Origin of the sequence: Pseudomonas sp. Irchel 3F6, assembly GCF_900187595.1 — a bacterium.
Classification (GTDB): Bacteria; Pseudomonadota; Gammaproteobacteria; order Pseudomonadales; family Pseudomonadaceae; genus Aquipseudomonas; species Aquipseudomonas siliginis.
This window is the reverse complement of the sequence record NZ_FYDP01000010.1, coordinates 1-25103: the sequence shown is the minus strand read 5'-3', so window position 1 is coordinate 25103 and position 25103 is coordinate 1. Positions and strand designations below refer to the sequence as shown.

Sequence of the window (25103 nt, the reverse complement as noted above, 5' to 3'; positions counted from 1 at the left end):
CGTTGTCATTGTTGCTCGTCGGGCTTTTTCTTCAACTTCGGGTTGGGGAAGAACTGCACGGCCTGAACCTTTTTGTCGGCGGCAGGCTTCAGCGCGCTGGTATTGACCCGCGTGCCCAGCTCTTTGGGCACCGACAGGCCTTGCTCGTTGAGCGTGTCGGAGTAACCGCAGGCCACGCATTCGCGGTGCGGCACGCCGTCTTCGTTCCACATCATCAACTTGTCCGGCTCGCTGCACGCCGGGCAGACCGCCCCGGCGATGAAGCGCTTCTTGGTGATCAGTGGGCCGTCGCTCATGCTGCCGCGTCCTCACTCAGCCCGCTGTGGCGCAGCAGCGCGTCGATCGATGGCTCACGGCCACGGAAGTCGACGAACAGCACCATCGGTGCCTGCGAGCCGCCGCGCGCCAGAATCGCTTCGCGGAACGCACGACCGGTTTCAGCGTTGAGCACGCCGTCCTCCTCGAATTTCGAGAAGGCGTCGGCGGACAACACTTCGGCCCACTTGTAGCTGTAGTAACCGGCTGCGTAACCACCGGCAAAAATGTGCGCGAAACTGTTGGGGAAGCGGTTGTACGCCGGTGGACGCATCACCGACACCTCGTCACGCACGCCCTCCAGCACTTGGGCCACGCTGCGGCCATCGCCGTGGGTGGCGTGCAGTTCGAAGTCGAACAGCGAAAACTCCAGCTGACGCACCATCATCAGCCCGGACTGGAAGTTCTTCGCCGCGAGCATTTTTTCCAGCAGGTCCTGCGGCAGTGGCTCGCCGGTCTCGTAGTGGCCGGAGATCAGCGCGAGGCCTTCCGGCTCCCAGCACCAGTTTTCCATGAACTGGCTCGGCAGCTCGACCGCGTCCCAGGCCACGCCGTTGATGCCGGATACGCCAGCGTGTTCGACGCGGGTCAGCAGGTGATGCAGGCCGTGGCCGAACTCGTGGAACAGGGTGGTCACTTCATCGTGGGTCAGCAGCGCAGGCTTGCCGCTGTCGGCCGGGGTGAAGTTGCACACCAGATTGGCGACCGGGCTTTGCAGCACGCCGTCGACGGTGCGACGACGGTCGCGGGCGCCGTCCATCCATGCGCCGCCACGCTTGTTGGCGCGGGCATACAGGTCGAAGAAGAAGCGGCCGACGTGCTGGCCGTTTTCCTTGATCTCGAACAGGCGGACGTCCGGATGCCAGGTGTCGAAGCCTTTCTGCTCGGCGATCTCGATGCCGTACAAACGCTGGACGATGGCGAACAGACCGCTCAGGACCTTATCGATCGGGAAGTAGGCACGCAGGGTTTCCTGGGCGACGCTGTAACGCTGCTCGCGAAGTTTTTCACCGTAGAAACCACTGTCCCAGCTTTGCAGATCGGCGCAGCCCTGTTCGGCAGCGTAAGCGCGCAGCTGTTGCAGATCCTGCGCGGCGAACGGCTTGCTGCGCTGGGCCAGATCCCGCAGGAAGCTCAGCACCTGATCGCTGGATTCGGCCATTTTCGTCGCCAGGCTCAGCTCGGCGAAACTGGCGAAGCCCAGCAGTCGGGCCAGTTCCTGGCGCAGGTCGAGGATCTCTTCCATCACCGGGCCGTTGTCGTTCTGGCCGGCATTCGGGCCTTGATCCGAGGCACGGGTGCAGTAGGCGGCGTAGACTTCTTCGCGCAGCGCGCGGTCTTGCGCGTAGGTCATCACCGCGTAATAGCTGGGGAATTCCAGAGTGATCAACCAGCCATCCAGACCTTTGGCCTGGGCGGCGGCAGCCATTTGCGCCTTGGCCGAATCGGTCAGGCCGGCGAGGGCGGCTTCATCGGTAATGTGTTTGGTCCACGCCTGAGTGGCGTCGAGCAATTGGTTGGAGAAGCGGCTGCCGAGCTCGGACAGCTTGCTCTGCACTTCGGCGTAACGTTTCTGCTCGGCTTCCGGCAGGTCGATACCCGACAGGCGGAAATCGCGCAGGGCGTGTTCCAGAATGGTTTTTTGCGCGACGTCGAAACTGGCAGCTTCCGGACTGTTGGCCAGCGCTTCATACGCCTGGAACAGTTCGCGGTTCTGGCCCATTTCGGTGGAGTAGGCGCTCAGAGCCGGCAGGCACGACTCGTAGGCTTCACGCAATTCGGCGCTGTTGCACACGGCGTTAAGATGGCTGACCGGGCTCCATGCCGCACCGAGGCGATCGTTGAGTTCGTCCATCGCCAGCACCAGACCGGCCCAGGTCGGGTTCTTGCCCTGGGTCTTGAGGATCTCGGCGATGGCGGCGCGGTTGTCCGCGAGGATGGTTTCGATGGCGGGCAGGACGTGTTCGGCACGGATCGTGGAGAACGGCGGCAGGTCGTAGGACTGCAAAAGAGGGTTGTTCACGCTCACGGTTGGCACCTTGGCTGGAAGAAACATGCGCCCATCTTAATTACAATCGACACTCACCGCAGCTATCGGCGACAGAGAGAGAACTAATCGTGTCCCTTCGCAAATACCAGAATCACACCCCACGCCTGAGCAACGGCGCATTCGTCGACGGTTCGGCGGTGGTGATCGGCGACGTCGAAATTGGCGCAGACAGCTCGGTCTGGCCGCTGACGGTGATCCGTGGCGACATGCACCGCATCCGCATCGGTGCGCGCACCAGCGTGCAGGACGGCTGTGTGCTGCACATCACCCACGCCGGCCCGTTCAACCCGGACGGTTTTCCCTTGCTGATCGGCGATGACGTGACCATCGCCCACAAGGTCATGCTGCACGGCTGCACCGTTGGCAGCCGCGTATTGATCGGCATGGGCAGCATCGTCATGGACGGCGCCGTGGTCGAGGACGATGTGATCATCGGCGCCGGCAGCCTGGTGCCGCCGGGCAAGCGTCTGCAGAGCGGCTTCCTGTATGTCGGCAGCCCGGTTAAGCAAGTGCGCCCGCTGACCGAAAAGGAAAACGCCTTCTTCACCTACAGCGCGGCGAATTACGTCAAGCTCAAGGAACTGCATCTGGCCGAAGGCTACGACCAGCTCTGAATCGCCTTACACCTGCTCGGGAATTTCCATGCATTACCAGACTGTACTGTTCGACCTCGATGGCACCCTGACCGACCCGCGTGAGGGCATCACCCGCTCAATTCAATTTGCCTTGGCCAATCTCGGCATCGACGAGCCGGACCTGAGCAAACTGGAACACTTCATCGGCCCGCCGCTGCTGCAAGCGTTCATGCAGTTTTACGACTTCGACGAGGCCAAGGCCTGGGAAGCGGTGAATTTCTACCGTGAGCGCTTCAAGGTGACCGGCCTCTATGAGAATCGGGTGTTCGACGGGGTCACGCCGTTGCTGGAAACCTTGAGCGGGCAGGGGCGGCAGTTGTACATCGCCACCTCCAAACCGTGGGTGTTCGCCCGCGAGATCGCCCGGCACTTCGACTTCGCCCGCCACTTCAAGGTGATCTACGGCAGCGAGCTGGACGGCACGCGGACCAACAAGGTTGAGTTGATTGCGCACTTGCTTGAGGAAGAACGCCTGGACCCGGCGCAGACCCTGATGATCGGCGATCGCAAGCACGACCTGATCGGCGCGCGCAGCAATGGCCTGGATGCGGCGGCGGTGGGCTATGGGTTCGGCAGTTTTGAAGAACTGAATGCCGAGGCGCCGGCTTATCACTTTGAAACCTTGGACGAGTTGCATCAGGCGTTTTTGCAGCGCTGATGAAATAGCCTTCGCGAGCAGGCTCGCTCCCACAGAGGCAGCGCGATCCAATGTGGGAGCGAGCCTGCTCGCGAAAGAGCCGTTATGCCTCCGAGTTCCTTAGGACTGGGCCAGCGCTTCCAGCGCCGCCTTACGCTCATCAACCGGCAACCGTCCCAACCGCTCAACCTCGGCATAAAACCTCAGCCAATCCCCATCCATTTGCCTGAACAGCGCCGCAAACGCCGGCACCCACTGGTCATACAACCCGAACGGCAACAATCGCGCGTTGTTCAGTGGCGCATTGACCCAAGCGTCATAGCGTTTGTCCCCGGCCCACTGACTGTCGCGCGTTGCCTGATACTCCCGGCGCAAGCGCTCGAATTCAGCTGCTTTGTGCTCACGCATTTGCTCAACCGACAGCGGCTGCGCATACAGCTTCTCCAGTCGTGAGCGCGTGGCGAGTACCAGTTCGATGAATTGGTCACGCTGCTTGAGCCTCGCATCCGACTCTGCCGGTAGCCCGCGAAAGGCGCGCCATTGCCGCGTACCTTCCTGCTCGACAAACGTGGCAAATGACTCGTTGAATTCGGTGTCGTCCTTCACATAGAACTTCTGGTGCGCCAGCTCATGAAAGATCAGCGTGGCCAGTCGCTCATCGCCCCAGCCCATCATCGAATTGAGGATCGGGTCATTGAACCATCCAAGCGTCGAGTACGCTTCGACCCCGCCGATCGACACATCCATACCCTGCAAACGTTGAATCGCCGCTTCGCCACGGGCGGCGCTCTGGCTGTAGTAGCCGCGATAGGCCACGCAGCCGGCAATCGGGAAGCAGTGATTCTGCGGTGTCAGGGAGAACTCTTGAGTAGCGAACACATTCCACACCACGTAGGGGCGATGGATATCGGCGTACAGGCGATAGCTCTGGTTATCCGGCAAATGCAGATGCTCGCTGGCAAAGGTACGGGCCTTTTGTGATTGAGCCAGATGCGCGCGCAATTTGGCATCGCGGCTGGGGTCGGCAATGACCTTCTCCACCGGCTCCCGGGCGCGCAGCAATTGCAATTGGCCGCTGGCGAGCTGGCTGTAATAGCTGACGCTGGCGCAACCGTTGAGCAACAAAAACAACACACCCGGAAACAAAATCGGAAAAACGCGATCAAGTAACCCAAGGCTGGAAAACGGCCTGATCAAAATAAGAAATTCCCCGGAAAGTCTGCCCCAAGACTATCCCGCCTCAAGGAGCACCGCTATGCGCATGTTCATGCTGACAGGAGGCCTGCTGACGCTGGCCGGTTGTGCCGGATTCGGAATGCCCGACCCCGACCCCTCGCAAGCCTGGATCGATCTGGACGCTCGCCAACACGACACGGCGCTGCAAGCCGTACAAGTCGATGCCACCCAGGCCATCGACAAACGCTATTTCGAAGTGCAGCCCGGCAGCCATGAGCTGAAGGTGCGCTATCAATTCCCGGTCGAGGCCACCAATATCGGCCCGACTGCCGAACCGCTGTGGCGCGATTGCCAGTTGAGCGTGAAATTCAAGGATTTCAATGCCGGCCAGCGCTATCAGCTGCAGGCGGGCAGCATCGGCTTCCGGCCTTGGGCCAAGCTGTATGACGAACAGCGCAAGGTTGTCGGTCAGGGCACACCGGCGGGCTGTCAGAGCAGTTGATCGGCGCTATGCTGGAAATCCCGTCTAAGGATATCGATCATGCGCAAGTTGACGACATTGCTGGCCGCCAGTGTGCTCGCCGGTTGTCAGAGCCCGTTGCCGGCGGCCGATCCAGACAAAGCCTGGGTCGACTTCGCCATGCCTACCCCCGGCGGCAAGGTGCTGATGGCCGAGCGCCTGGATAAACAGCGCTCGCGCGACGGACGGTTTTTTCAGGTGACGCCCGGTAGTCATGAGCTCACCGTGCGCTTTGACTTCGAAGTATTCGGGGGTGGTCAGGGCATGGATACCGATCCGCAAGAGCGGCTGTGTTACATGACCGTGCCCTATGAACACTTCGAGGCCGGGCAGCGTTACCGCCTTGAGGCCCGATCGCTGGCCTTCACGCCAAGTGCACGCTTGATCAATCGTCAGGGGCAGATCGTTGCCAACGAGCGGCAGATCAATTGCGTGCCGTGATAGGCAATCAGCTATCATTTTTCTGATAGATGATTCGCTTGGTGCCGTTCTCGCAAGTACCGACGATCATGGCCGAGTCATGCTGCTTCGCCTCCTCCGCCGTGATGATTTCCAGGGTGTACGTTGGGACCGCTTTCGCCTGAATTTTGACCTCGATTTCCTTTCTGAGCTTTTCGCAGTCCTTGGGGGCTGCGAAAGCGGAAGTGGCCAGTGCACTGCAAAGGATCGCCAAGCCAATACGTTTCATCGATGAAGCTCCTTGAGGCAGCGCGCACGGGTGTGCGCTGAAGCTGCTGTCGATTATTCGACCACAATTCTGCGGAGCGGGTTCTGACTTTGCTCACACCTTGTATTAATTGCCGGCCGCTGAGCAGGTTTCTAGACTGCCTTCGCGAGCAGGCTCGCTCCCACACTGGATCTGCGCCGTGCACAAATCCCCTGTGGGAGCGAGCCTGCTCGCGAAGGCGTCAGCCCTGCAAACGCCCGATCAGCTGACCAGCGAAGCCTCAAGCGTGATCTTCGCATTCAACACCTTGGAAACCGGGCAACCTTCCTTGGCCTTGTTGCTCAGTTCTTCAAACTGCTGCTGTGTTGCGCCTGGAATCTTCGCCTTGAGAATCAGCTTTACCGCAGTGATTGCGAAGCCGCCGTCAACCTGATCGAGGGTGACTTCAGCGTTGGTGTCGATGCTGTCTGCCTTCAGGCCGGCATCGCCGAGAATCATCGAAAACGCCATGGAAAAGCAGCCGGCGTGGGCCGCGCCGATCAGTTCTTCCGGATTGGTACCCTTGCCGCCTTCAAAGCGCGCCATGAAGCCGTACGGCGCTTCGCGCAGTACGCCGGTTTCGGTGGAGATCGAGCCGAGACCGGTTTTCAGATCGCCTTCCCAATGCGCCGATGCCTTTTTCACGATAGCCATGTCTGCCTCCTCAAATGTGGCGCGGGACGCCGCGCCGTCGCGGTTTTTACTAGCAAGGCTTCTGAGGATAGACGGCGGAACAAAGTTCAGCCTGGCTGAATCGTTGACTTTTTTAGTAGGAAATTTCGTCGCTGCTATTGAATCTCGGGTATATGCCCTCATTCCATAAAACACGCTTATGGATTTGGCAGGTTTTCGCTCGCAAGAAAAACCTGCCTCCCCACCCGGAGATGCAGGTTCATGAAAAAACTGTCCGACGTAAAATTTTCCACCCTCGACCTGGTGCCGGTACGCGAAAACGGCAGCGCGGCGCAATCGCTGCGCAACTCGCTGGATCTGGCACAACATGCCGAAAAATTCGGCTACACGCGCTTCTGGGTCGCCGAACATCACAACATGGACGGCATCGCCAGTTCGGCAACTTCGGTGTTGCTCGGCTATCTGGCCGGAGGCACGTCGACGATCCGCGTCGGTTCTGGCGGGGTAATGCTGCCCAACCATGCGCCGCTGGTGATCGCCGAGCAGTTCGGCACCCTCGAGAGCCTGTACCCGGGACGGATCGACCTGGGTCTGGGTCGCGCGCCCGGCTCTGACCAGATGACCGCCCGCGCCTTGCGCCGCGAGCGCTCGGGCAGCGCTGACGACTTCCCTGAAGACGTCGCCGAACTGATGCGCTACCTCGGCCCGCGCACTCCGGAACAACGGGTGATCGCCATGCCCGGCACCGGCACCAACGTGCCGGTCTGGCTGCTCGGCTCAAGCCTGTTCAGTGCGCAATTGGCGGGTGAGCGCGGCTTGCCTTACGCCTTCGCCTCGCATTTCGCGCCGCGCTTCATGCACGAGGCGATCCGCATCTACCGCAACCACTTCAAACCGTCGGCGGTGCTCGACAAACCGTACGTAATGCTCGGCGTGCCGCTGGTGGCCGCCGATACCGATGAGCAAGCCGATTACTTGGCGACGTCGGTGTACCAGCGCATTCTTGCGCTGATGCGTGGCCAGAGCCTGGTGCAGCGTCCGCCGGTGAAAACCATGGACGGCCTGTGGCTGCCCCATGAACGTGAAGCGGTGGGCGATTTCCTCGGCCTCGCCATGGTCGGCGGCCCGCAGAAGATCCGCGCCAAACTGGAAGTGTTGATCGAGCAGACCCAGGCGGATGAGCTGATTTTCACCAGTGATCTTTACGAACACGCCGATCGCATCCATTCCTACGAATTGTTGGCCCAAGTCATGAAGGGATAACGCGAACCCTTGTAGGAGCTGTCGAGTGCAACGAGGCTGCGATCTTTTGATTATGATTTGAAATCAAGATCAAAAGATCGCAGCGTCCCGCAGCTCCTACCCGGAAAATCATCGTCCACAAAAAAGCCGACGCATCCACGTCGGCTTTTGTATTTCAGGCGCAATCAACCTCGCTTGTAGACGATGTCCTTGCTGCCGCCTTCGCAACTGCCGACGACGTCGCCATCAGCGGCCGCACCCTTGTCGACAACTTCCAGCGAATAACCGGGTACGCCTTTGGCGTCGAGCTTCGCGGCGATTTCGCTTTTCAGCTCTTCACAAGGCTTGCCGGCTGCAAACGCACCACCCGCAAGGCTCAACAAACCTACTGCCAACATGAACTTCTTCATCGGTCGCACTCCCTGGTCGGATTGAATGAGGCGGGCATCGGGTCATCCACCCGATGCGCTCACCTTGTAGCGCTTTGCCATTCCCTATGGCACTCGGCCAGCGCGCAAGTTCAGAAGACTAGCTCAAACTCAGCTGGCGGCAATCTTGAAGCCGACTTTCAGCGTTACCTGAAAGTGCGCCACCTGGCCGTTTTCGATGTGGCCACGGGTTTCGGTCACTTCAAACCATTCCAGATTGCGCAGGGTTTTGTTGGCTTCGGCCAGTGCGTTGTTGATGGCGTCTTCGATGCTGGTGGTGGACGAACCGACCAGCTCGACTTTCTTGTACGTGTGATGGTCACTCATGGCGTTCTCCTTGGGTTGGAATGGCGTGTGAAATTGAGCCTAGCAGGCAATTGCACTGTTGATTTCGGCGCCGCTGCGCTGCCGAAGTTCAGAATTTCTGCACTTTCTCGAAGTGGTGAAGTCCCAACCAACACACGCCACTCATCACCAATGCAGGAGAGCCACCATGGCCAACACCTCTTTACGTAAAGCCTCGTTGCAAAGCATGGAAGCCGAGATCGAGAGTCTGCTCAAATCGTTGGAAAGCTTGAAAGACGATGCTTCGGACGAGTCGCGCAAGACCCTCAAGGCGCTGAAAAGCAATGCCGAAAGTGCACTGAAACATTCCCGTCATCTGCTCAGCGACGCGTACGAAGAAGTCAAAGTGAAAACCCGCGAGACCGGCATTGCCACTCGTGATTACGCGCAGGAACATCCTTGGACCACAGCCGGTGTGGCTGTCGGTGCAATCGGTCTGCTCGCTGCCTACTTTTTGTTCAAGCGCGGTGAGTGATCAGGCTGGCGCAGCTCGTTTTTGAGCCACTGCGCCAGTTGCCGGGCGCGCCCGTCCGCGGCGCGCTTGGGTAGCCACAACGCCAGTTGCGCCGGGGTTTCGCAGAAGCCCCACGGCGCAACCAGGCGACCCGCCTTCAGGTCTTCAGTTACTAACGGCTCCGGTGCGATTGCCACGCCGAGACCTGCAACAGCCGCCTCCAGCAAATAATACAAATGCTCAAAACCTTGCCCGAGCTTCAACGCCTTGGGATCGAGGTGGTTTTGCTGCGCCCAGCTGGGCCAGGCTTGCGGGCGAGAGGTGGTGTGCAGCAAGGGCTGCTTGAGCAATTCTGCGGCAGGAGCGTCGTGCAGGTTCTGATAACCGCTGAATAACGGGCTCATCACCGGGCCGATGCGTTCCGCCGCCAGTTCATAGACCTGCATATCGGCCGGCCACGGTGGCTCGGCGAACAGCAATAGCGCATCGAGTCCCGGGCGCCGAGGGTCGAGATCGCCTTCACCGGCCGACAGGTGCAGTCGCAGATCAGGCAAATCGGCATTCAACCGTCCCAGGCGCGGAATGAACCAGCGCGCCAGCAGACTCCCGGAACAGCCAAGCACGAATGGCGCATCGGCAGTGCTTTGCGTGAGTTCGGCGCAAACACTGCGCAACCGATCGAACGCCTCTGCGCTGGCATCGCGCAGACGCACGCCGGCATCTGTGAGTTTCAAGCCGCGCCCGTCCTTGACGAACAGACTCACGCCGAGATGTTCTTCAAGCGCTTTCAGCTGGCGGCTGACCGCGCCGTGAGTGACATGCAGCTGCTCGGCAGCCTGACTGACGCTGTTCAGACGGGCGGTGGCCTCGAAAGCGCGCAAGGCATTGAGCGGGGGAAGGTCGTGGCTCATGGTATCCGTGAGTTTTCCTGACAGGTTGCGGCGATCTTATCGGTTTTCAGCCTGGAAAGTCAGGGGTAGAGTGGTCGTCATTGTCTTCTGACCGAATTCACCTGGAGCGACCCATGACCCAGACTTCGAACACTTCTGATCTGCGTAACGGCCCTGACGCCAACGGCCTGTTCGGTGCGTTCGGTGGCCGTTATGTAGCGGAAACCCTGATGCCGTTGATCCTCGACCTGGCTCGCGAATACGAAGCGGCCAAGGAAGATCCGGCGTTCAAAGAAGAATTGGCCTACTTCCAGCGTGATTACGTCGGACGTCCGAGCCCGCTGTATTTCGCCGAACGCCTGACCGAGTTCTGCGGCGGCGCCAAGATCTACCTCAAGCGTGAAGAGCTGAATCACACCGGCGCGCACAAGATCAACAACTGCATCGGCCAGATCCTGCTGGCGCGGCGAATGGGCAAGAAGCGCATCATCGCCGAGACCGGCGCCGGCATGCACGGCGTGGCCACGGCCACCGTTGCTGCGCGTTTCGGTCTGGACTGCGTGATCTACATGGGCACCACCGACATCGAACGTCAGCAGGCCAATGTCTTCCGCATGAAGCTGCTGGGCGCTGAAGTCATTCCGGTCGTGGCTGGCACCGGCACCCTGAAAGACGCGATGAACGAAGCCCTGCGTGACTGGGTGACCAACGTCGACAACACTTTCTATCTGATCGGCACTGTGGCCGGCCCACACCCGTATCCAGCAATGGTCCGCGACTTCCAGGCCGTCATCGGTAAGGAAACCCGCGATCAGTTGCAGGCTCAGGAAGGTCGTCTGCCGGACAGTCTGGTGGCATGCATCGGTGGCGGTTCCAACGCCATGGGCCTGTTCCACCCGTTCCTCGATGACAAGAGCGTGGAGATCATCGGCGTCGAAGCCGCCGGTTACGGCATCGAAACCGGCAAGCACGCGGCCAGCCTGAACGGCGGTGTGCCGGGCGTGCTGCACGGTAACCGCACCTTCCTGCTGCAGGACGACGATGGGCAGATCATCGACGCCCACTCGATTTCCGCTGGCCTCGACTATCCGGGCATCGGCCCTGAACACGCCTGGTTGCATGACATCGGCCGCGTCCAGTACACCTCGGTGACCGACGACGAAGCGCTTGAAGCGTTCCACAAATGCTGCCGTCTGGAAGGGATCATCCCTGCCCTGGAAAGCGCTCACGCCCTGGCCGAAGTGTTCAAACGTGCACCGAAGCTGCCGAAGGATCACCTGATGGTGGTCAACCTCTCGGGCCGTGGCGACAAGGACATGCAAACCGTAATGCACCATATGCAACAGTCGCAGCAGGAGAAACACTGATGAGCCGCCTGCAAACCCGCTTTGCCGACCTCAAGCAACAGAACCGCGCCGCGCTGGTGACCTTTGTCACCGCTGGCGATCCTGACTACGACACTTCGCTGGCAATCCTCAAAGGCCTGCCTGCCGCAGGTGCCGACGTGATCGAACTGGGCATGCCGTTCACCGATCCGATGGCCGATGGCCCGGCGATCCAGTTGGCCAATATCCGCGCACTGGGCGCCAAACAGAATCTGGCGAAAACCCTGCAAATGGTTCGCGAATTCCGTGAAGGCAACAGCGACACGCCGCTGGTGTTGATGGGTTACTTCAACCCGATCCACAAATTCGGCGTCGAGCGCTTTATCGCAGAAGCCAAGGATGCCGGCGTCGATGGCCTGATCGTGGTCGACATGCCACCAGAGCACAACGAAGAGCTGTGCGACCCGGCGCAGGCTGCTGGCCTGGACTTCATCCGCCTGACCACGCCGACCACCGACGACGCGCGCCTGCCGCGTGTGCTCAACGGTAGTTCCGGTTTTGTCTACTACGTGTCGGTCGCGGGTGTCACCGGCGCCGGTGCAGCGACTCTGGAACACGTGGAAGAGGCGGTTGCGCGTCTGCGTCGGCATACCGACCTGCCGATCAGCATTGGCTTCGGTATCCGTACACCGGAGCAGGCTGCGGCCATCGCGCGTCTGGCTGACGGTGTGGTGGTGGGCTCGGCGTTGATCGATCACATCGCCAGTGCCGATACGCCTGAGCAGGCCATCGATGGCGTGTTGAGTCTGTGTTCGGCGCTGTCCCAAGGCGTGCGCAAGGCTCGCGTCTAAAGCCGCAGGGGAAATCAAAAAGGCTTCAGAACAGGCGTTCTGAAGCCTTTTTTTGTGCTCAGGGCAATTGCAGTCCGCCCGAAGCCTTGTGCAGTTTGCGCAGATGCTCGCCAATCTGTTTCACGTTGGCCTCGCTGGCGGCAATCTCGGCGGCGCGCTTGGGTTCGAGCAGCTTGCGCACTTCAGTATCGAGGTCGCCGGACAGGGCGAGCAGCTTCTTCTGCCGTTGGCTGCTTTCCGCTTCCAGTCGGCCAAACTCGCTCGGCTGCGGTAGTCCGTAACCTTTGGAGTCGAGCAGTTCCGCCGGGCGGCTGAGGAAACCACTGTTGGCGAGGATTTCCTGCAAGGTCGCGTTGGCCTTGTCCATGCCGCCGTTCTCCAGCTCGCGGGCGCCGAGGTAGCGTTGCTTGACCTCGTCCTGGGCCAGCAGCAACTGCCGGCGGAAACTGGCTTGCTCCAGCAGCAACAGCGCCGCGCTGGTGCGCAGGTCGGCGCGGTCGAACCATTCGCGGCGTTGCTCAGCGCTGAGTGACAGCCAGTCTTCGACAGTGGTCTGCTTGATCGGCAGCTGCTTCTTCAATACATCGAACATCGCTTGATAGCGATCGCGGAACGAGTCGAAGCGGTAACCCAGACGCAGCGCTTCTTTCGGATCGTCGAGCACACTGGTGTCGGCCAGACCACGGCCCTTGAGCACTTCCAGCAAGCCGTTGGGCATGATGCTGTCGAGGCCGACCAGTTGGCTGTTATTGCTGCCGCTGCGCAACAGTTTCAAACCCTCTACCGCGCAGTTGTTGGACAGGAAAAAATAGTTGCCGTCGTAGCTCCAGTGCATCTCGGCGGCATGTTCGACCACGCCTTCGATCTCCTCGCGAGACAGGTTCAGCGGCACTGAAGCGAGGCTGCGCAGCTCGGTCTTGGTGTACTCGTCGATCACCTGTGCCAGCGGCAACACGAACAGCCGCGACGGGTATTTGCCGACCAGTCCGTCCCAGCTCGACAGCTGCACATCGCCAACGAAGGCGCGATAGGACAGCACCAAGTGTTGATCGAGGTCGAGGCGGCAATCCGGACCGCGCGGGCGACCGGGGGCGCAGATCACCAGGCGCAGCATGCTGTGGCCCCAGCGACTGACCCAGTTCTGATTGGCCTCGGCCAGCAGGTAATCGACCGCGTAGACCCGTTCCGGATCGACTTGTCCCAAGGGTTGCTTGGCGAAGTCATTGCCCGCATTGAGAAAGGCAAAGCTCTTGCTGCAGGTGTCCTGCGCTGGCGGCGCCCAGCCGAAATGTTCTTTGTAGTAGCGATACAGCGCCGGGCGGCGGCAGGCGTAGCTCGGGTCGAGGAGGAAGTACTCCATGTTGACCGCGACATATTCCTTGGGACTGGAAATTTCGTAGAGGTCCGGGCTGCGAGCGATCTGCCGGTTATGTTGTTCACGCTCGCCACGGCGGCCGACGTACTGTTGCCACCCGGCCAGATCGAGCAGGCGCGGATCGTCGCTGATGGTGAAGCGGCGACCGTTCTGCCCGCGACACTCATCGGGAATACCGATCAGCCCGGCGCTGTTGAAGCGTCGGGTGCAGCGCTGGATCAACGTGCGCTCGGCGCTCGGCCATAAACGCGCGCGGTCGTAGATATGCGTGATTTCGTGCAGCACTGTGGCCAGCAGTTCCTGGCGCACAGTGCCGTGGGGGCGATTGGTTTTCTCTTTCGCCGCGCTGCCATCGGTGAGAGCTGCGAGAAGCTTGCGATTCAGATCAAGTTCGGCAACCAGCGTCGCCTGCCCGTAAGCATTGGCCGGCATGTCGTCGGTCCAGCCGACATCGATACGCCGATCCAGCCGCTTGATGAAGCTCGGCGGCAGTTTCGCCATGGCCTCATCAATCAGCGCCTGACTGGCCTGTTGTTGAGCCGGGCTCAGACCCTCGGTCTTGAGCCGCAATTGCAGGCCGGCGTGGGCGCTGTTGCCAAGCAGCAACAACGCCCCGGCCAGCAGCCAGGCGCCAACGGAACTCACAGTGCGAGGATGGCTTCGGCGAGTACCTGGTCACTGGCGTCGCGCGCTTCCGGCACCCGTGTACGCAAGGTGTTGAGAGCGGCTTCGAGGTGCGCGCCACGGATGTCGCCGTTGCTGGCGACGAAACTGGCGGCGTCGTCGTGGGCTTCGCGGATGATTTTCGAATCGCGAATCGACGTGGTGGTATCGGAGGTGAAATCGATGCTGCGCTGGGAGGCACGAACGATGATGTTACTGGTGGCTACCAGGGTGTGCGCCTGGGCCACATCGGCCAACACAAACAGGCCAAGGGCGGCAGCAATCAGCGGGCTACGCATGGAACGACTCCGGAAGGACAAGGATAACTATTGGACGAGAATTGCTTCTGCCAGTTCAAGGTCGCTGGCATGAAGTTTCGGCCGGGTTTTGCGCAGGTAATGCAGCGCGGATTCCAGCCGTGCGCCTCGCCATTCACCGTCACTGGCGACGAAGGCGGCCGCGTCATCATGGGCGGCGAGCAGCAGTTTACGGTCGAACGGCGCAGAAGACACCATGCTGGTGGCGTAACCGCTGACAACCGTACCTTGGGTCGATGCATTGAAAGCATCGAAGGCGTTGGCAGACATCGCCCAGCAGGCGGTGAATAGAGTAGAAGAGATGAGCAAAGTTGGAAGAAAGCGCATGGGACTCGACAACTGTTAGCGAGCCTGAAGGCTAGCGCAAATGCCCGGGCCAGAGCCAGCGTTGAAACATCGGGACACGGCTGGCGTGTCCCGCAATACCGCAAGCGATCAGAGCGTCAGAATGGCCTGAGCCAATTGGGCATCGGTGGCATTGAGTTGTGGCACCTGATGGCGGATGTGATCGAGCGCGCTTTCCAGCTTCACCCCACGGATATCGCCTTCGCTGGCCACGAAGCTGGCGGCATCGTCGCGGGCGGCGAGGACGATCTTGTCGTCACGGAACGAGGAGGTCACATCGGAAGTGGCGTCGGAAGTGGCTTTCAGCGCGCCGACGATCGAGTCGGTGGTGACGATGAAACTGGTAGCACTGGCGTTGGCAGCCACGGCCAGCAGGGCGGCGGCACTGAGCAGGCGAAGACGGGTCATGATGTAACTCCTTTGGATAAACCGTAGTGAGAGGTGGCTCGGTATCTGAGGAGTCAGACGCCTGTTGCGCAACGTTCGCCACGTTCTGCATGGATATTAGGCTGCCAAATCCGGTTCGCCCAGTGGTGGCCAGTGATACTCCAAAGGTTCTGCATAACTGTACTGGTGTTATCTTGGGCTTTCGTGAATTGTACCTGTACTCATTCAGTTATGCGTTTTAGAGCATTCAAGGCCCTGAAACGACAAAACCCGTCGTGGTTGCCCACGACGGGTTTTGCTTGTGCAATTCGGGTTGCTGGCGGTGGGTCTGACGACCAGAGCCAGCGACGCTGCTTAGCGCCAGAACGGCTTGCTCAGCTCTTCGTAGCGTTGTGCTTCGCTGATACCGGCGTCGGCCAGCAGACGCGAATCCAGACGGGCCAGTTGGTGGCGGCTGGAGATGCGGCGCTGCCACAACATCAGGTTGGCGATAACGCGCAGAGGCAGGGAAGCCTGGGTGTTTACAGCTTTGTCTTCGAAGAACAGTTCGGAACTGAGTGTACGTTCCATGGTTGACATCCTTCCGCTTGTGGCGGGATCAGGTAGTGGTTTGACTGGTGCCCATGATCCTCTCGTTTGGATAGTCTCTGTAGATACAGTTCATTTGTATTGTGAGTGAGCAGTTAACTGTTTATGGATGGTGTACGGGTCGAAATTGGGCAAACTGTACCTGTCTGCACTTGATTGGTGCATTTCGGCTCGTATCAGGGGGTTGAGTAGGAGTTTGCGGTAGGAAAAGACCGGTACAGAAGTACAGTTTTTTGCGATCCTGCTTCTCGCGGGCATCCACCGAGGCAAAACTGTGTTTGCCTCGGTGGGTATCTGTGTGAATCACACTGCCAGCATGCGCCCGGTTTCTTCCAGGTTCATATGCCAGCTCAGGGCTTCGCGTAGAATATGCGGGGTGTGACCGCCGATTGCACAGGCAGCGCTGAAGTAATCATTCAGTGCCTGGCGGAAGTCCGGATGCACGCAGTTGTCGATGATCACTCGTGCACGTTCCCGTGGCGCCAGGCCACGCAGGTCGGCGAGGCCGACTTCGGTCACCAGAATGTCGACGTCATGCTCGGTATGGTCGACGTGGCTGACCATCGGCACCACGCTGGAAATCGCGCCACCCTTGGCAATCGATTTGGTCACGAATACCGCCAGATGCGCATTGCGTGCGAAGTCGCCGGAACCGCCGATGCCGTTCATCATCCGCGTACCGCAGACATGGGTGGAGTTGACGTTGCCATAGATGTCGAACTCCAGCGCGGTGTTGATGCCAATGATGCCCAGACGCCGCACCACTTCCGGGTGATTGGAGATCTCCTGCGGCCGCAGAATCAGTTTGTCCTTGTACTTCTCCAGGTTGCCGAACACGTCGCTGTTGCGGCGCTCGGACAGGGTGATCGAACTGCCCGAGGCGAAGCTTAGCTTGCCGGCATCGATCAGGTCGAAGGTCGAGTCCTGCAGCACTTCCGAGTACATGGTCAGGTCTTCGAACGGCGAGTCGATCAAGCCGCACATCACTGCGTTGGCGATGTTGCCGATGCCGGCCTGCAGTGGGCCAAGCTTGTTGGTCATGCGCCCGGCCGCGACTTCCTGCTTGAAGAAGGTGATCAGGTGTTCAGCGATGGCATTGGTATCAACGTCCGGTACCGACACTGTGGATGGCGAGTCCGACTGCTGAGTGATGACAATCGCAACGATCTTCTCCGGTGGAATCGGGATCGCCGTGCTGCCGATGCGATCGTCGACTTTCACCAGCGGGATTGGCGTCCGCGTCGGGCGGTACGTCGGGATATAGATGTCGTGCAGGCCTTCGAGGTTGGCGTTGTGGGCCAGGTTGATTTCGACGATCACTTGTTTGGCGAAGATCGCGAAGCTGGCCGAGTTGCCCACCGACGTGGTCGGCACGATATGGCCTTGTTCGGTGATGGCGACTGCCTCGATGACGGCGATGTCCGGCAGCTTCAATTGCTGGTTGCGCAACTGCTCGACCGTTTCCGAGAGATGCTGGTCAATGAACATCACTTCACCGGCGTTGATTGCCTTGCGCAACGTGCTGTCGACCTGAAACGGCATGCGCCGCGACAGCACGCCGGCCTCGGTCAGTTGCTTGTCGAGGTCGTTGCCCAGGCTGGCGCCAGTCATCAGGCTGATCTTCAGCGGCGTGACCTTGGCGCGCTCGGCCAGTGCGTGGGGAACGGCCTTGGCTTCGCCGGCGCGGGTGAAACCGCTCATGCCGACGGTCATGCCGTCCTCAATTAGAGCGGCAGCGTCGGCAGCGCTCATCACTTTGTCCAACAACGAAGGCAGGCGAATACGGTCACGGTACATGGATTATTATCTCGGGCAACGAGTAGCAGGATGCGCAGTCTAGTGAATTTGGCCGGCGCCTGTCCCGCTACCAAGGTCGCAAACGAGGCCTCTATTTCGCGGGTTTGCAGTAAAACACCGTTACCGGATCTGCAACAACGCGGCAAATTGTCCAGCGTCTGGCGCAAACAAAAACGCCCCGACAAGTCGGGGCGTTCGCTATTGCAGTGGTGAATTACTCGACCGCTTTGACCATGTCTTCGATGACTTTCTTCGCATCGCCGAAAACCATCATGGTCTTGTCCAGATAGAACAATTCGTTGTCCAGACCGGCATAGCCGCTGGCCATCGAGCGCTTGTTGACGATGATGGTCTTGGCCTTGAACGCTTCGAGAATCGGCATGCCGGCAATCGGTGACTTCGGATCGTTCTTCGCGGCCGGGTTGACCACGTCGTTCGCGCCGAGCACCAGCACCACGTCGGCCTGACCGAACTCGGAGTTGATGTCTTCCATCTCGAACACCTGGTCGTAAGGCACTTCGGCCTCGGCGAGCAGGACGTTCATATGCCCAGGCATCCGACCGGCCACCGGGTGGATCGCGTACTTCACAGTCACGCCGCGATGGGTCAGCTTCTCGGTCAGCTCCTTCAGCGCATGTTGTGCACGCGCTACTGCTAAGCCATAACCCGGGACGATGATCACGGTGTCGGCGTTGGTCAGCAGGAAAGTCGCGTCATCCGCCGAGCCGGATTTCACCGGGCGGGCTTCCTGCGCACCGGCAGGACCTGCATCTGCCGTATTGCCGAAACCGCCGAGCAGTACATTAAAGAAGGAGCGGTTCATCGCCTTGCACATGATGTACGAGAGAATCGCACCGCTCGAACCCACCAGCGAGCCGGCAATGATCAGCATCGAGTTGTTCAGCGAGAAACCGATGCCCGCCGCCGCCCAGCCGGAATAGCTGTTGAGCATCGACACCACCACCGGCATGTCGGCGCCGCCGATCGGGATGATGATCAGCACGCCCATCACGAACGCCAGGGCCAGCATCAGTGCGAACGCCGTAAGGTTGCCGGTGAACATGAAAGTCAGACCGAGAACCAGCGTTGCCAGACCCAGAATCGCATTGAGCTTGTGCTGGCCACTGAACTGTACCGGTGCGCCCTGGAACAGGCGGAACTTGTACTTGCCCGAGAGCTTGCCAAAGGCAATCACCGAACCGGAGAAAGTGATCGCACCGATTGCCGCACCGAGGAACAGCTCCAGACGGTTGCCCGCCGGGATCGCATCGCCCAGCTGTTTAACGATACCCAACGACTGCGGCTCAACCACTGCCGCAATGGCAATGAACACCGCCGCGAGGCCGATCATGCTGTGCATGAACGCTACCAGTTCCGGCATCTTGGTCATTTCAACGCGTTTGGCCATGATCGAACCGGCGGTGCCGCCGACCAGCAGGCCAACGATGACGTAACCGATACCGGCTGTAGCGAGCTCAGCCCCGAGCTTATAGATCAGGCCGACCGTTGTGATGATGGCCAGCGCCATGCCAAGCATGCCGAACAGGTTGCCGCGCCGCGAGGTGGTCGGGTGGGACAGGCCTTTGAGGGCCTGGATAAAGCAGATCGACGCGATCAGGTAGAGCGTCGTCACGAGATTCATGCTCATTACTTCGGCGCCTCTTCTTTTGCTTTCGGGGCTTTCTTCTTGAACATCTCAAGCATGCGGCGGGTGACCAGGAAGCCACCGAACACATTGACCGCCGCCAGTGCCACAGCCAGCGTGCCCATGGTCTTGCCCAACGGGGTGACTGTCAGCGCAGCGGCGAGCATGGCGCCGACGATCACGATCGCCGAGATCGCGTTGGTGACTGCCATCAACGGCGTGTGCAGCGCAGGTGTAACGTTCCAGACCACGTGGTAACCGACATAAATCGCCAGCACGAAGATGATCAGGTTGTAGATACCGGGGGAGATAAGCTCTTCCATCGTCTGAATCCCTGCTTAGGCGTTTTTGCGGATGACTTGGCCGTCGCGGCACATCAGGCACGCGGCGACGATGTCGTCTTCGAGGTTGACGTCGAACTGGCCTTCCTTGGTGAACACCAGCTTGAGGAAGTCCAGCAGGTTGCGTGCGTACAGCGCCGAAGCATCGGCAGCGACTTCACCGGCGAGGTTGGTCGGACCGACGATCGTCACACCGTTTTCCACAACGACCTGATCGGCGACGGTCAGCGGACAGTTGCCACCCTGAGCGGCCGCGAGGTCGATGACCACCGAGCCCGGCTTCATCTGCGCCACGGTCTCGGCGCTGAGCAGCGTCGGCGCCTTGCGGCCCGGAATCAGCGCAGTGGTGATGACGATATCGGCCTGCTTGGCGCGCTCGTGCACGGCCTGGGCCTGACGCTGCATCCAACTCGCCGGCATCGGCCGCGCGTAACCGCCGACACCGACGGCGCATTCGCGCTCTTCATCGGTCTCGTAAGGCACGTCGACGAACTTCGCGCCGAGGGATTCGATCTGTTCCTTCACCGCTGGGCGCACGTCGGACGCTTCGATCACCGCACCCAGGCGTTTCGCCGTGGCAATCGCCTGCAAACCGGCCACGCCTGCGCCAAGAATCAGCACCCGCGCCGCTTTCACGGTACCCGCAGCAGTCATCAGCATCGGCATGAAGCGTGGGTAATGGTGAGCCGCGAGCAACACCGCTTTGTAGCCGGCGATATTCGCCTGCGACGACAACACATCAAGACTCTGCGCCCGCGAGGTGCGCGGCGCCGCTTCGAGGGCGAACGCGGTAATGCCGCATTCGGCCATCTTCGCGATGGTCTCGTTGTTGAACGGGTTGAGCATGCCCACGAGCACCGTGCCGCGCTTGATCAGCGGCAGTTCGGCATCGCTTGGCGCGACCACTTTGAGAATCAGCTCGGCGCCAAACGCGTCATTGGCGCTGCCAATGCTTGCGCCGGCCGCTTCATAGGCACTGTCGACGACACTGGCTTTGACGCCAGCGCCGCTTTGCACAGTGACCTTATGGCCTTGGCTGATCAGCTTCTTGATGGTTTCCGGGGTTGCAGCAACCCGTGTTTCACCGGTCTGGGTTTCGAGAGGAACACCAATGTGCACGTCAAATCTCCTGCGTGATCTTATTGAGTAAACCCATGCACTACGGATGGTGCGACTGGGGCGGCCGATCAGCACGATCCCGCCGAATCAGGGCGGGGCGCGGCATTTTGCAGGCGAACTTTATGCCCTTCAAGGGATTATGACGGGTGACGGAAAATTAACTACAAGTCATGCCGTGACCGAATGTCGCAGATGGCCAGCTGAACCCCTTGCAGGCCGTGCCCTGCAAGGATTCTGGCTGAATTTGAAAAAAATTCGCATCGGTGGCGTGAATAGGCAGCAATGAGTCGCCGTTAGAGGCTCAAAGCCACGTGTTTGGCAGCTTGTGGGACGTCTGTACGACTTTCGGATACAGTCTGCTCAGAAGCGACAAATAGTTATATCTGTAGGGCTTTGGTTTTTCTGACTACGAGGTTAGGTATTGCGCAAAGCCTTTATTCTTCTAGGCTGTAGCTCTGCGCCTGATTTACCAGCCAGTCACGAAATGCCTTCAGCGATGCCGATTCGACCTTTCGCTCCGGAATCATCAGGTAATAGGCCTTGATGCTGGAAAGCGCTTGAGAGTTGGCAACCACCAGACGTTTCTCTGTCAGCTCGCGCTGAATCAGAAACGGCGGAATCAGCGCAACGCCCATGTCGTGCATGGCTGCCTGGGCAAGCATGGAGAATAGCTCGTAGCGTGGACCTGTCATGTCGCGAGGGATATTCAGTTGCTGCGAGTTGAACCATTGGCGCCAGGCGTAAGGTCGGGTGGTCTGCTGCAGCAGCGGTAGCTCGGCGATGGCTTGCGCTGTCAGCTGCGTGTGATCGCCGAGTAGGGCGGGGCTGCACACCGGCATCGGATTCTCGCCCATCAATCTGTGGGATTCGGTACCCGACCAGTCGGCGTCGCCGAAGTAAATCGCGGCATCGAATTCGGTGTCGGCAAACAGGAATGGCCGGGTGCGGTTGGTCAGGTTGACGGTCACTTCCGGGTGCTTGAGCTGAAAATCCTTGAGCCGTGGCAGCAGCCATTGCGTGCCGAAGGTCGGGACGACGGCGAGCTCGATAACGTTGGTGCCCTGCTGGCCCATCACGGAAAGGGTGTCGCGCTCCACTGCATCGAGCTGAGTCGCCACCCGACGGCTATATGAAAGTCCCGCCTCGGTCAGTTTCACTCCACGTCGCGAGCGTCGGAACAGTTCCACGCTGAGGAAATCTTCCAGGCTGGCGATCTGTCGGCAAATGGCGCCTTGGGTGAGCGACAGTTCTTCAGCAGCACGGGTAAAGCTCTCATGGCGGGCGGCAGCTTCGAAACTGATCAGGGCGGCGGTGCTGGGGATCTTCCTGCGCATGTACGTCAACCTCACTAATGCGCCGCATAAAAGGCTATTCGCGACGGTACGGAGTGAGAAATTAGCACAACAGAATGCGAAATCCTCGTTTGCTCCGACGGCGAACCGCGCCTAGGATCAATGCCACGTTAATTCACCCGATTGCGAGGGCACACTCATGGGCGGTAAAGCTAGCTTCAACTGGATCGATCCCCTGCTGCTGGATCAACAGCTCACCGAAGAAGAGCGGATGATCCGCGACACCGCCGCGCAGTTCGCTCAACAGAGTCTCGCCCCGCGTGTGCTCGAAGCTTTCCGTCATGAAAAGACCGACCCGGCAATCTTCCGCGAGATGGGTGAAGTCGGCCTGCTCGGTGCGACCATTCCCGAACAATACGGTGGCAGTGGTCTGAACTATGTCAGCTACGGCCTGATTGCCCGTGAGGTCGAGCGCGTCGACTCCGGCTATCGCTCGATGATGAGCGTGCAGTCCTCGCTAGTGATGGTGCCGATCAACGAATTCGGTACCGAAGCACAGAAGCAGAAGTACCTGCCGAAACTGGCTTCCGGCGAATGGATCGGTTGCTTCGGTCTGACCGAGCCGAACCACGGTTCCGATCCGGGCGCGATGATAAGCCGGGCGCGCAAGGTCGATGGCGGCTACAGCCTGACTGGCGCGAAGATGTGGATCACCAACAGCCCGATCGCTGACGTATTCGTGGTCTGGGCCAAGGACGATGCTGGCGACATCCGTGGTTTCGTTCTGGAGAAAGGCTGGAAAGGCCTGAGCGCTCCGGCGATTCACGGCAAGGTCGGCCTGCGCGCTTCCATCACCGGCGAGATCGTCATGGACAACGTCTTCGTGCCGGAAGAAAACATCTTCCCGGACGTCCGTGGTCTGAAAGGTCCGTTCACCTGCCTCAACTCCGCACGCTACGGCATTTCCTGGGGCGCACTGGGCGCGGCCGAGTTCTGCTGGCACACCGCGCGTCAATACACTCTGGATCGTCAGCAATTCGGTCGACCGTTGGCCGCGACTCAACTGGTGCAGAAGAAACTCGCCGACATGCAGACCGAGATCACTCTGGCGCTGCAAGGCTGCTTGCGACTGGGCCGGATGAAGGACGAAGGCACGGCCGCCGTTGAAATCACTTCGATCATGAAGCGTAACTCCTGCGGCAAGTCGCTGGATATTGCGCGGATGGCGCGCGACATGCTCGGTGGCAATGGTATCTCCGATGAGTTCGGCGTGGCCCGCCATCTGGTCAACCTGGAAGTGGTGAATACCTATGAAGGTACCCACGACGTTCACGCGCTGATCCTCGGGCGTGCGCAAACCGGTCTGCAGGCGTTCTATTAATAGGAGGGCGGACCATGGGCGCGCTGTCGCATCTACGGGTACTGGATTTATCGCGAGTGCTGGCCGGGCCTTGGGCCGGACAGATCCTCGCCGACCTGGGCGCCGAGGTGATCAAGGTCGAGCGCCCGGGCAATGGTGATGACACCCGCGCTTGGGGCCCGCCCTTTCTTAAAGACGCTTACGGCGAGAACACATCGGAAGCGGCTTATTACCTCTCGGCAAACCGCAACAAGCAATCGGTCACCATCGACTTCACCCGCCCTGAAGGGCAGAAGCTGGTGCGCGACCTGGCGGCGAAGTCGGACATTCTGATCGAGAATTTCAAGGTGGGCGGTCTGGCGGCCTATGGTCTGGACTATGAGTCGCTGAAGGCGCTCAACCCGAATCTGATCTATTGCTCCATCACCGGCTTCGGCCAGACCGGCCCGTACGCGAAGCGCGCAGGGTATGACTTCATGATCCAGGGGCTTGGCGGCTTGATGAGCCTGACCGGCCGGCCTGACGGAGATGAGGGCGCCGGTCCGGTGAAAGTCGGTGTCGCGCTCACGGATATTCTTACTGGGCTGTATTCAACGGTGGCGATTCTCGCGGCGTTGGCTCATCGCGATCACGACGGTGGCGGCCAGCACATCGATATGGCGTTGCTGGATGTGCAGGTCGCGTGTCTGGCGAACCAGGCGATGAACTACCTGACCACGGGCAATGCGCCAAAGCGTCTGGGAAATGCGCATCCCAACATCGTGCCTTATCAGGACTTTCCTACGGCGGATGGTGACTTCATTCTTACCGTGGGTAATGACGGGCAGTTCCGCAAGTTCGCAGAGGTGGCTGGCCAACCGCAGTGGGCGGATGATCCGCGCTTCGCGACCAACAAGCTGCGGGTAGCGAACCGCGCGGTGCTGATCCCGTTGATCCGCCAAGCTACGGTCTTCAAGACCACGGCCGAGTGGGTTGCTCAATTGGAGCAGGCGGGTGTGCCTTGTGGGCCGATCAATGATCTGTCGCAGGTGTTTAAAGATCCCCAGGTGAAGGCGCGCGGTCTGGCGATAGAGCTGCCGCATGCATTGGCGGGGATGGTGCCTCAGGTGGCCAGCCCGATTCGATTGTCGGAGACGCCCGTTGAATATCGTCATGCGCCTCCTTTATTAGGTGAGCACACATTAGAGGTTCTGCAGCGGGTGCTGGGTCTGGGGGCAGGCGCGGTGGCTGCGTTGAAGGAGGAAGGCGTCCTTTAAGTCTTCTTCTATATAGAAGAAGCTCTTTTCTCATTTGATTGGATGTTTTTTAACCAATACGCAAGTTATTGAAAGAAAAGCGAAATTAACGGTTGACGGCAGATTCCAGAGGTCTATAATTCGCCCCACTTCCGGCGCAGTCGAAACGGAAAACTCCTTGAGATTCAAAGAGTTACGCAGTTTTCGACAGCGGCTTGCTTCAGATCATCGAGGCCTGGGAGGAGTTGAAAGAGCAGCGATGTGTAGCTCTTTTAACGGTTCGATCTTCTCGGTCGAAAGCGGAGAAAAAGAGGTGTTGACAGCAGCGATTAACGCTGTAGAATTCGCCTCCCGCTAACGAGAGATCGGAAGCGCAAGTGGTTGAAGTTGTTGAAGAATTCTTCGAAAACTTCTGAAAATAATCACTTGACA

28 protein-coding genes are annotated in these 25103 nt (G+C 59.8%); 10 read left to right on the top strand and 18 right to left on the bottom strand.

What is annotated here, in order from left to right:
* Window positions 1-5: 5 nt before the first annotated feature.
* Both CKW30_RS25500 and prlC read right to left on the bottom strand, forming a co-directional pair.
* The gene (locus tag CKW30_RS25500) at window positions 6-296 is read right to left on the bottom strand and encodes a YheV family putative zinc ribbon protein (protein ID WP_095182278.1); all 291 of its coding nucleotides are present in this window, start codon (window positions 294-296) and stop codon (window positions 6-8) included.
* Window positions 293-2371 carry an oligopeptidase A gene (gene prlC, locus CKW30_RS25495; protein WP_163032799.1) on the bottom strand — a complete coding sequence of 693 codons (2079 nt, stop codon included), beginning with the start codon at window positions 2369-2371 and terminating at the stop codon, window positions 293-295. Before prlC ends, CKW30_RS25500 begins: the two co-directional genes overlap by 4 nt.
* 62 nt (window positions 2372-2433) lie before the next feature.
* On the opposite strand from prlC, the gene CKW30_RS25490 reads away from it, so the two are divergent.
* Both CKW30_RS25490 and CKW30_RS25485 read left to right on the top strand, forming a co-directional pair.
* Window positions 2434-2979 carry a gamma carbonic anhydrase family protein gene (locus CKW30_RS25490; RefSeq protein ID WP_095182277.1) on the top strand — a complete coding sequence of 182 codons (546 nt, stop codon included), beginning with the start codon at window positions 2434-2436 and terminating at the stop codon, window positions 2977-2979.
* A gap of 28 nt (window positions 2980-3007) precedes the next feature.
* Window positions 3008-3658: an HAD family hydrolase gene (locus tag CKW30_RS25485; RefSeq protein ID WP_024015022.1), complete on the top strand. Its 651-nt coding sequence runs from the start codon at window positions 3008-3010 to the stop codon at window positions 3656-3658.
* Between the two features lie 99 nt (window positions 3659-3757).
* Here the strand turns inward: CKW30_RS25485 and CKW30_RS25480 are convergent, their stop codons facing one another.
* Window positions 3758-4834: an aminopeptidase gene (locus CKW30_RS25480; protein ID WP_095182276.1), complete on the bottom strand. Its 1077-nt coding sequence runs from the start codon at window positions 4832-4834 to the stop codon at window positions 3758-3760.
* 58 nt (window positions 4835-4892) lie between these two features.
* Here CKW30_RS25480 and CKW30_RS25475 point away from each other — a divergent pair, with 58 nt between their 5' ends.
* Together CKW30_RS25475 and CKW30_RS25470 are read left to right on the top strand one after the other, a co-directional pair.
* Window positions 4893-5315 (top strand): hypothetical protein, encoded by a 423-nt coding sequence (locus tag CKW30_RS25475; RefSeq protein WP_056791288.1) that lies wholly within the window; start codon window positions 4893-4895, stop codon window positions 5313-5315.
* A gap of 39 nt (window positions 5316-5354) precedes the next feature.
* Complete coding sequence (locus CKW30_RS25470) at window positions 5355-5774, top strand: hypothetical protein (RefSeq protein WP_095182275.1); 420 nt, start codon at window positions 5355-5357, stop codon at window positions 5772-5774.
* Window positions 5775-5781: 7 nt separating this feature from the next.
* Here CKW30_RS25470 and CKW30_RS25465 read toward each other — a convergent pair whose 3' ends face one another.
* On the bottom strand, window positions 5782-6021 hold the full coding sequence (locus tag CKW30_RS25465) for a DUF1161 domain-containing protein (protein ID WP_095182274.1): 240 nt from the start codon (window positions 6019-6021) through the stop codon (window positions 5782-5784).
* A gap of 240 nt (window positions 6022-6261) precedes the next feature.
* Complete coding sequence (locus CKW30_RS25460; RefSeq protein WP_095182273.1) at window positions 6262-6693, bottom strand: OsmC family protein; 432 nt, start codon at window positions 6691-6693, stop codon at window positions 6262-6264.
* A 240-nt stretch (window positions 6694-6933) separates the two neighbouring features.
* On the opposite strand from CKW30_RS25460, the gene CKW30_RS25455 reads away from it, so the two are divergent.
* Window positions 6934-7935, top strand: a complete 1002-nt coding sequence (locus CKW30_RS25455) for an LLM class flavin-dependent oxidoreductase (RefSeq protein WP_056791299.1) — start codon at window positions 6934-6936, stop codon at window positions 7933-7935.
* A 164-nt stretch (window positions 7936-8099) separates the two neighbouring features.
* Here the strand turns inward: CKW30_RS25455 and CKW30_RS25450 are convergent, their stop codons facing one another.
* Window positions 8100-8324: a DUF1161 domain-containing protein gene (locus CKW30_RS25450; RefSeq protein ID WP_095182272.1), complete on the bottom strand. Its 225-nt coding sequence runs from the start codon at window positions 8322-8324 to the stop codon at window positions 8100-8102.
* Between the two features lie 129 nt (window positions 8325-8453).
* Complete coding sequence (locus CKW30_RS25445; protein ID WP_016772305.1) at window positions 8454-8669, bottom strand: dodecin; 216 nt, start codon at window positions 8667-8669, stop codon at window positions 8454-8456.
* Between the two features lie 166 nt (window positions 8670-8835).
* On the opposite strand from CKW30_RS25445, the gene CKW30_RS25440 reads away from it, so the two are divergent.
* Window positions 8836-9162 carry a YqjD family protein gene (locus CKW30_RS25440; protein WP_039757078.1) on the top strand — a complete coding sequence of 109 codons (327 nt, stop codon included), beginning with the start codon at window positions 8836-8838 and terminating at the stop codon, window positions 9160-9162.
* Here the strand turns inward: CKW30_RS25440 and CKW30_RS25435 are convergent.
* Window positions 9135-10052 carry a LysR family transcriptional regulator gene (locus tag CKW30_RS25435; RefSeq protein ID WP_095182271.1) on the bottom strand — a complete coding sequence of 306 codons (918 nt, stop codon included), beginning with the start codon at window positions 10050-10052 and terminating at the stop codon, window positions 9135-9137. The two genes, CKW30_RS25440 and CKW30_RS25435, sit on opposite strands and share 28 nt — an antisense overlap.
* Before the next feature lie 113 nt (window positions 10053-10165).
* On the opposite strand from CKW30_RS25435, the gene trpB reads away from it, so the two are divergent.
* Together trpB and trpA are read left to right on the top strand one after the other, a co-directional pair.
* The gene (trpB, locus tag CKW30_RS25430; RefSeq protein WP_016772302.1) at window positions 10166-11398 is read left to right on the top strand and encodes a tryptophan synthase subunit beta; all 1233 of its coding nucleotides are present in this window, start codon (window positions 10166-10168) and stop codon (window positions 11396-11398) included.
* Window positions 11398-12207, top strand: coding sequence for a tryptophan synthase subunit alpha (gene trpA / locus CKW30_RS25425; RefSeq protein ID WP_016772301.1), 810 nt, complete (start codon window positions 11398-11400; stop codon window positions 12205-12207). The genes trpB and trpA overlap by 1 nt, the downstream gene beginning before the upstream one ends.
* A gap of 58 nt (window positions 12208-12265) precedes the next feature.
* Here the strand turns inward: trpA and CKW30_RS25420 are convergent, their stop codons facing one another.
* The 10 genes from CKW30_RS25420 to CKW30_RS25375 all read right to left on the bottom strand — a co-directional run bounded on the left by CKW30_RS25420 (window position 12266) and on the right by CKW30_RS25375 (window position 22118).
* Window positions 12266-14227, bottom strand: coding sequence for a DUF4105 domain-containing protein (locus CKW30_RS25420; RefSeq protein WP_095182270.1), 1962 nt, complete (start codon window positions 14225-14227; stop codon window positions 12266-12268).
* Window positions 14224-14544, bottom strand: a complete 321-nt coding sequence (locus CKW30_RS25415; RefSeq protein ID WP_041476450.1) for a DUF2388 domain-containing protein — start codon at window positions 14542-14544, stop codon at window positions 14224-14226. The genes CKW30_RS25420 and CKW30_RS25415 overlap by 4 nt, the downstream gene beginning before the upstream one ends.
* A 27-nt stretch (window positions 14545-14571) precedes the next feature.
* Window positions 14572-14889 (bottom strand): DUF2388 domain-containing protein, encoded by a 318-nt coding sequence (locus CKW30_RS25410; RefSeq protein WP_095182269.1) that lies wholly within the window; start codon window positions 14887-14889, stop codon window positions 14572-14574.
* Between the two features lie 108 nt (window positions 14890-14997).
* Window positions 14998-15315, bottom strand: coding sequence for a DUF2388 domain-containing protein (locus CKW30_RS25405; protein ID WP_095182268.1), 318 nt, complete (start codon window positions 15313-15315; stop codon window positions 14998-15000).
* Between the two features lie 333 nt (window positions 15316-15648).
* Entirely contained in the window at window positions 15649-15864 is a 216-nt protein-coding gene (locus CKW30_RS25400; protein ID WP_007911656.1) for a DUF1127 domain-containing protein, read from the bottom strand.
* A 321-nt stretch (window positions 15865-16185) separates the two neighbouring features.
* Window positions 16186-17679, bottom strand: a complete 1494-nt coding sequence (locus tag CKW30_RS25395; RefSeq protein WP_071173986.1) for an acetyl-CoA hydrolase/transferase family protein — start codon at window positions 17677-17679, stop codon at window positions 16186-16188.
* A 214-nt stretch (window positions 17680-17893) separates the two neighbouring features.
* The gene (locus tag CKW30_RS25390) at window positions 17894-19327 is read right to left on the bottom strand and encodes an NAD(P)(+) transhydrogenase (Re/Si-specific) subunit beta (RefSeq protein WP_041476447.1); all 1434 of its coding nucleotides are present in this window, start codon (window positions 19325-19327) and stop codon (window positions 17894-17896) included.
* Window positions 19327-19647: an NAD(P) transhydrogenase subunit alpha gene (locus CKW30_RS25385; protein WP_003220416.1), complete on the bottom strand. Its 321-nt coding sequence runs from the start codon at window positions 19645-19647 to the stop codon at window positions 19327-19329. Before CKW30_RS25385 ends, CKW30_RS25390 begins: the two co-directional genes overlap by 1 nt.
* Before the next feature lie 15 nt (window positions 19648-19662).
* A complete protein-coding gene (locus CKW30_RS25380; RefSeq protein WP_056791317.1) occupies window positions 19663-20784 on the bottom strand; it encodes a Re/Si-specific NAD(P)(+) transhydrogenase subunit alpha in 1122 nt (373 codons plus the stop codon).
* A gap of 434 nt (window positions 20785-21218) precedes the next feature.
* On the bottom strand, window positions 21219-22118 hold the full coding sequence (locus CKW30_RS25375) for a LysR family transcriptional regulator (protein ID WP_095182267.1): 900 nt from the start codon (window positions 22116-22118) through the stop codon (window positions 21219-21221).
* A gap of 157 nt (window positions 22119-22275) precedes the next feature.
* Here CKW30_RS25375 and CKW30_RS25370 point away from each other — a divergent pair, with 157 nt between their 5' ends.
* Complete coding sequence (locus CKW30_RS25370) at window positions 22276-23457, top strand: acyl-CoA dehydrogenase (RefSeq protein WP_024015035.1); 1182 nt, start codon at window positions 22276-22278, stop codon at window positions 23455-23457.
* Between the two features lie 14 nt (window positions 23458-23471).
* Window positions 23472-24692: a CaiB/BaiF CoA-transferase family protein gene (locus tag CKW30_RS25365; protein WP_095182266.1), complete on the top strand. Its 1221-nt coding sequence runs from the start codon at window positions 23472-23474 to the stop codon at window positions 24690-24692.
* The last annotated feature ends 411 nt before the right edge of the window (window positions 24693-25103 follow it).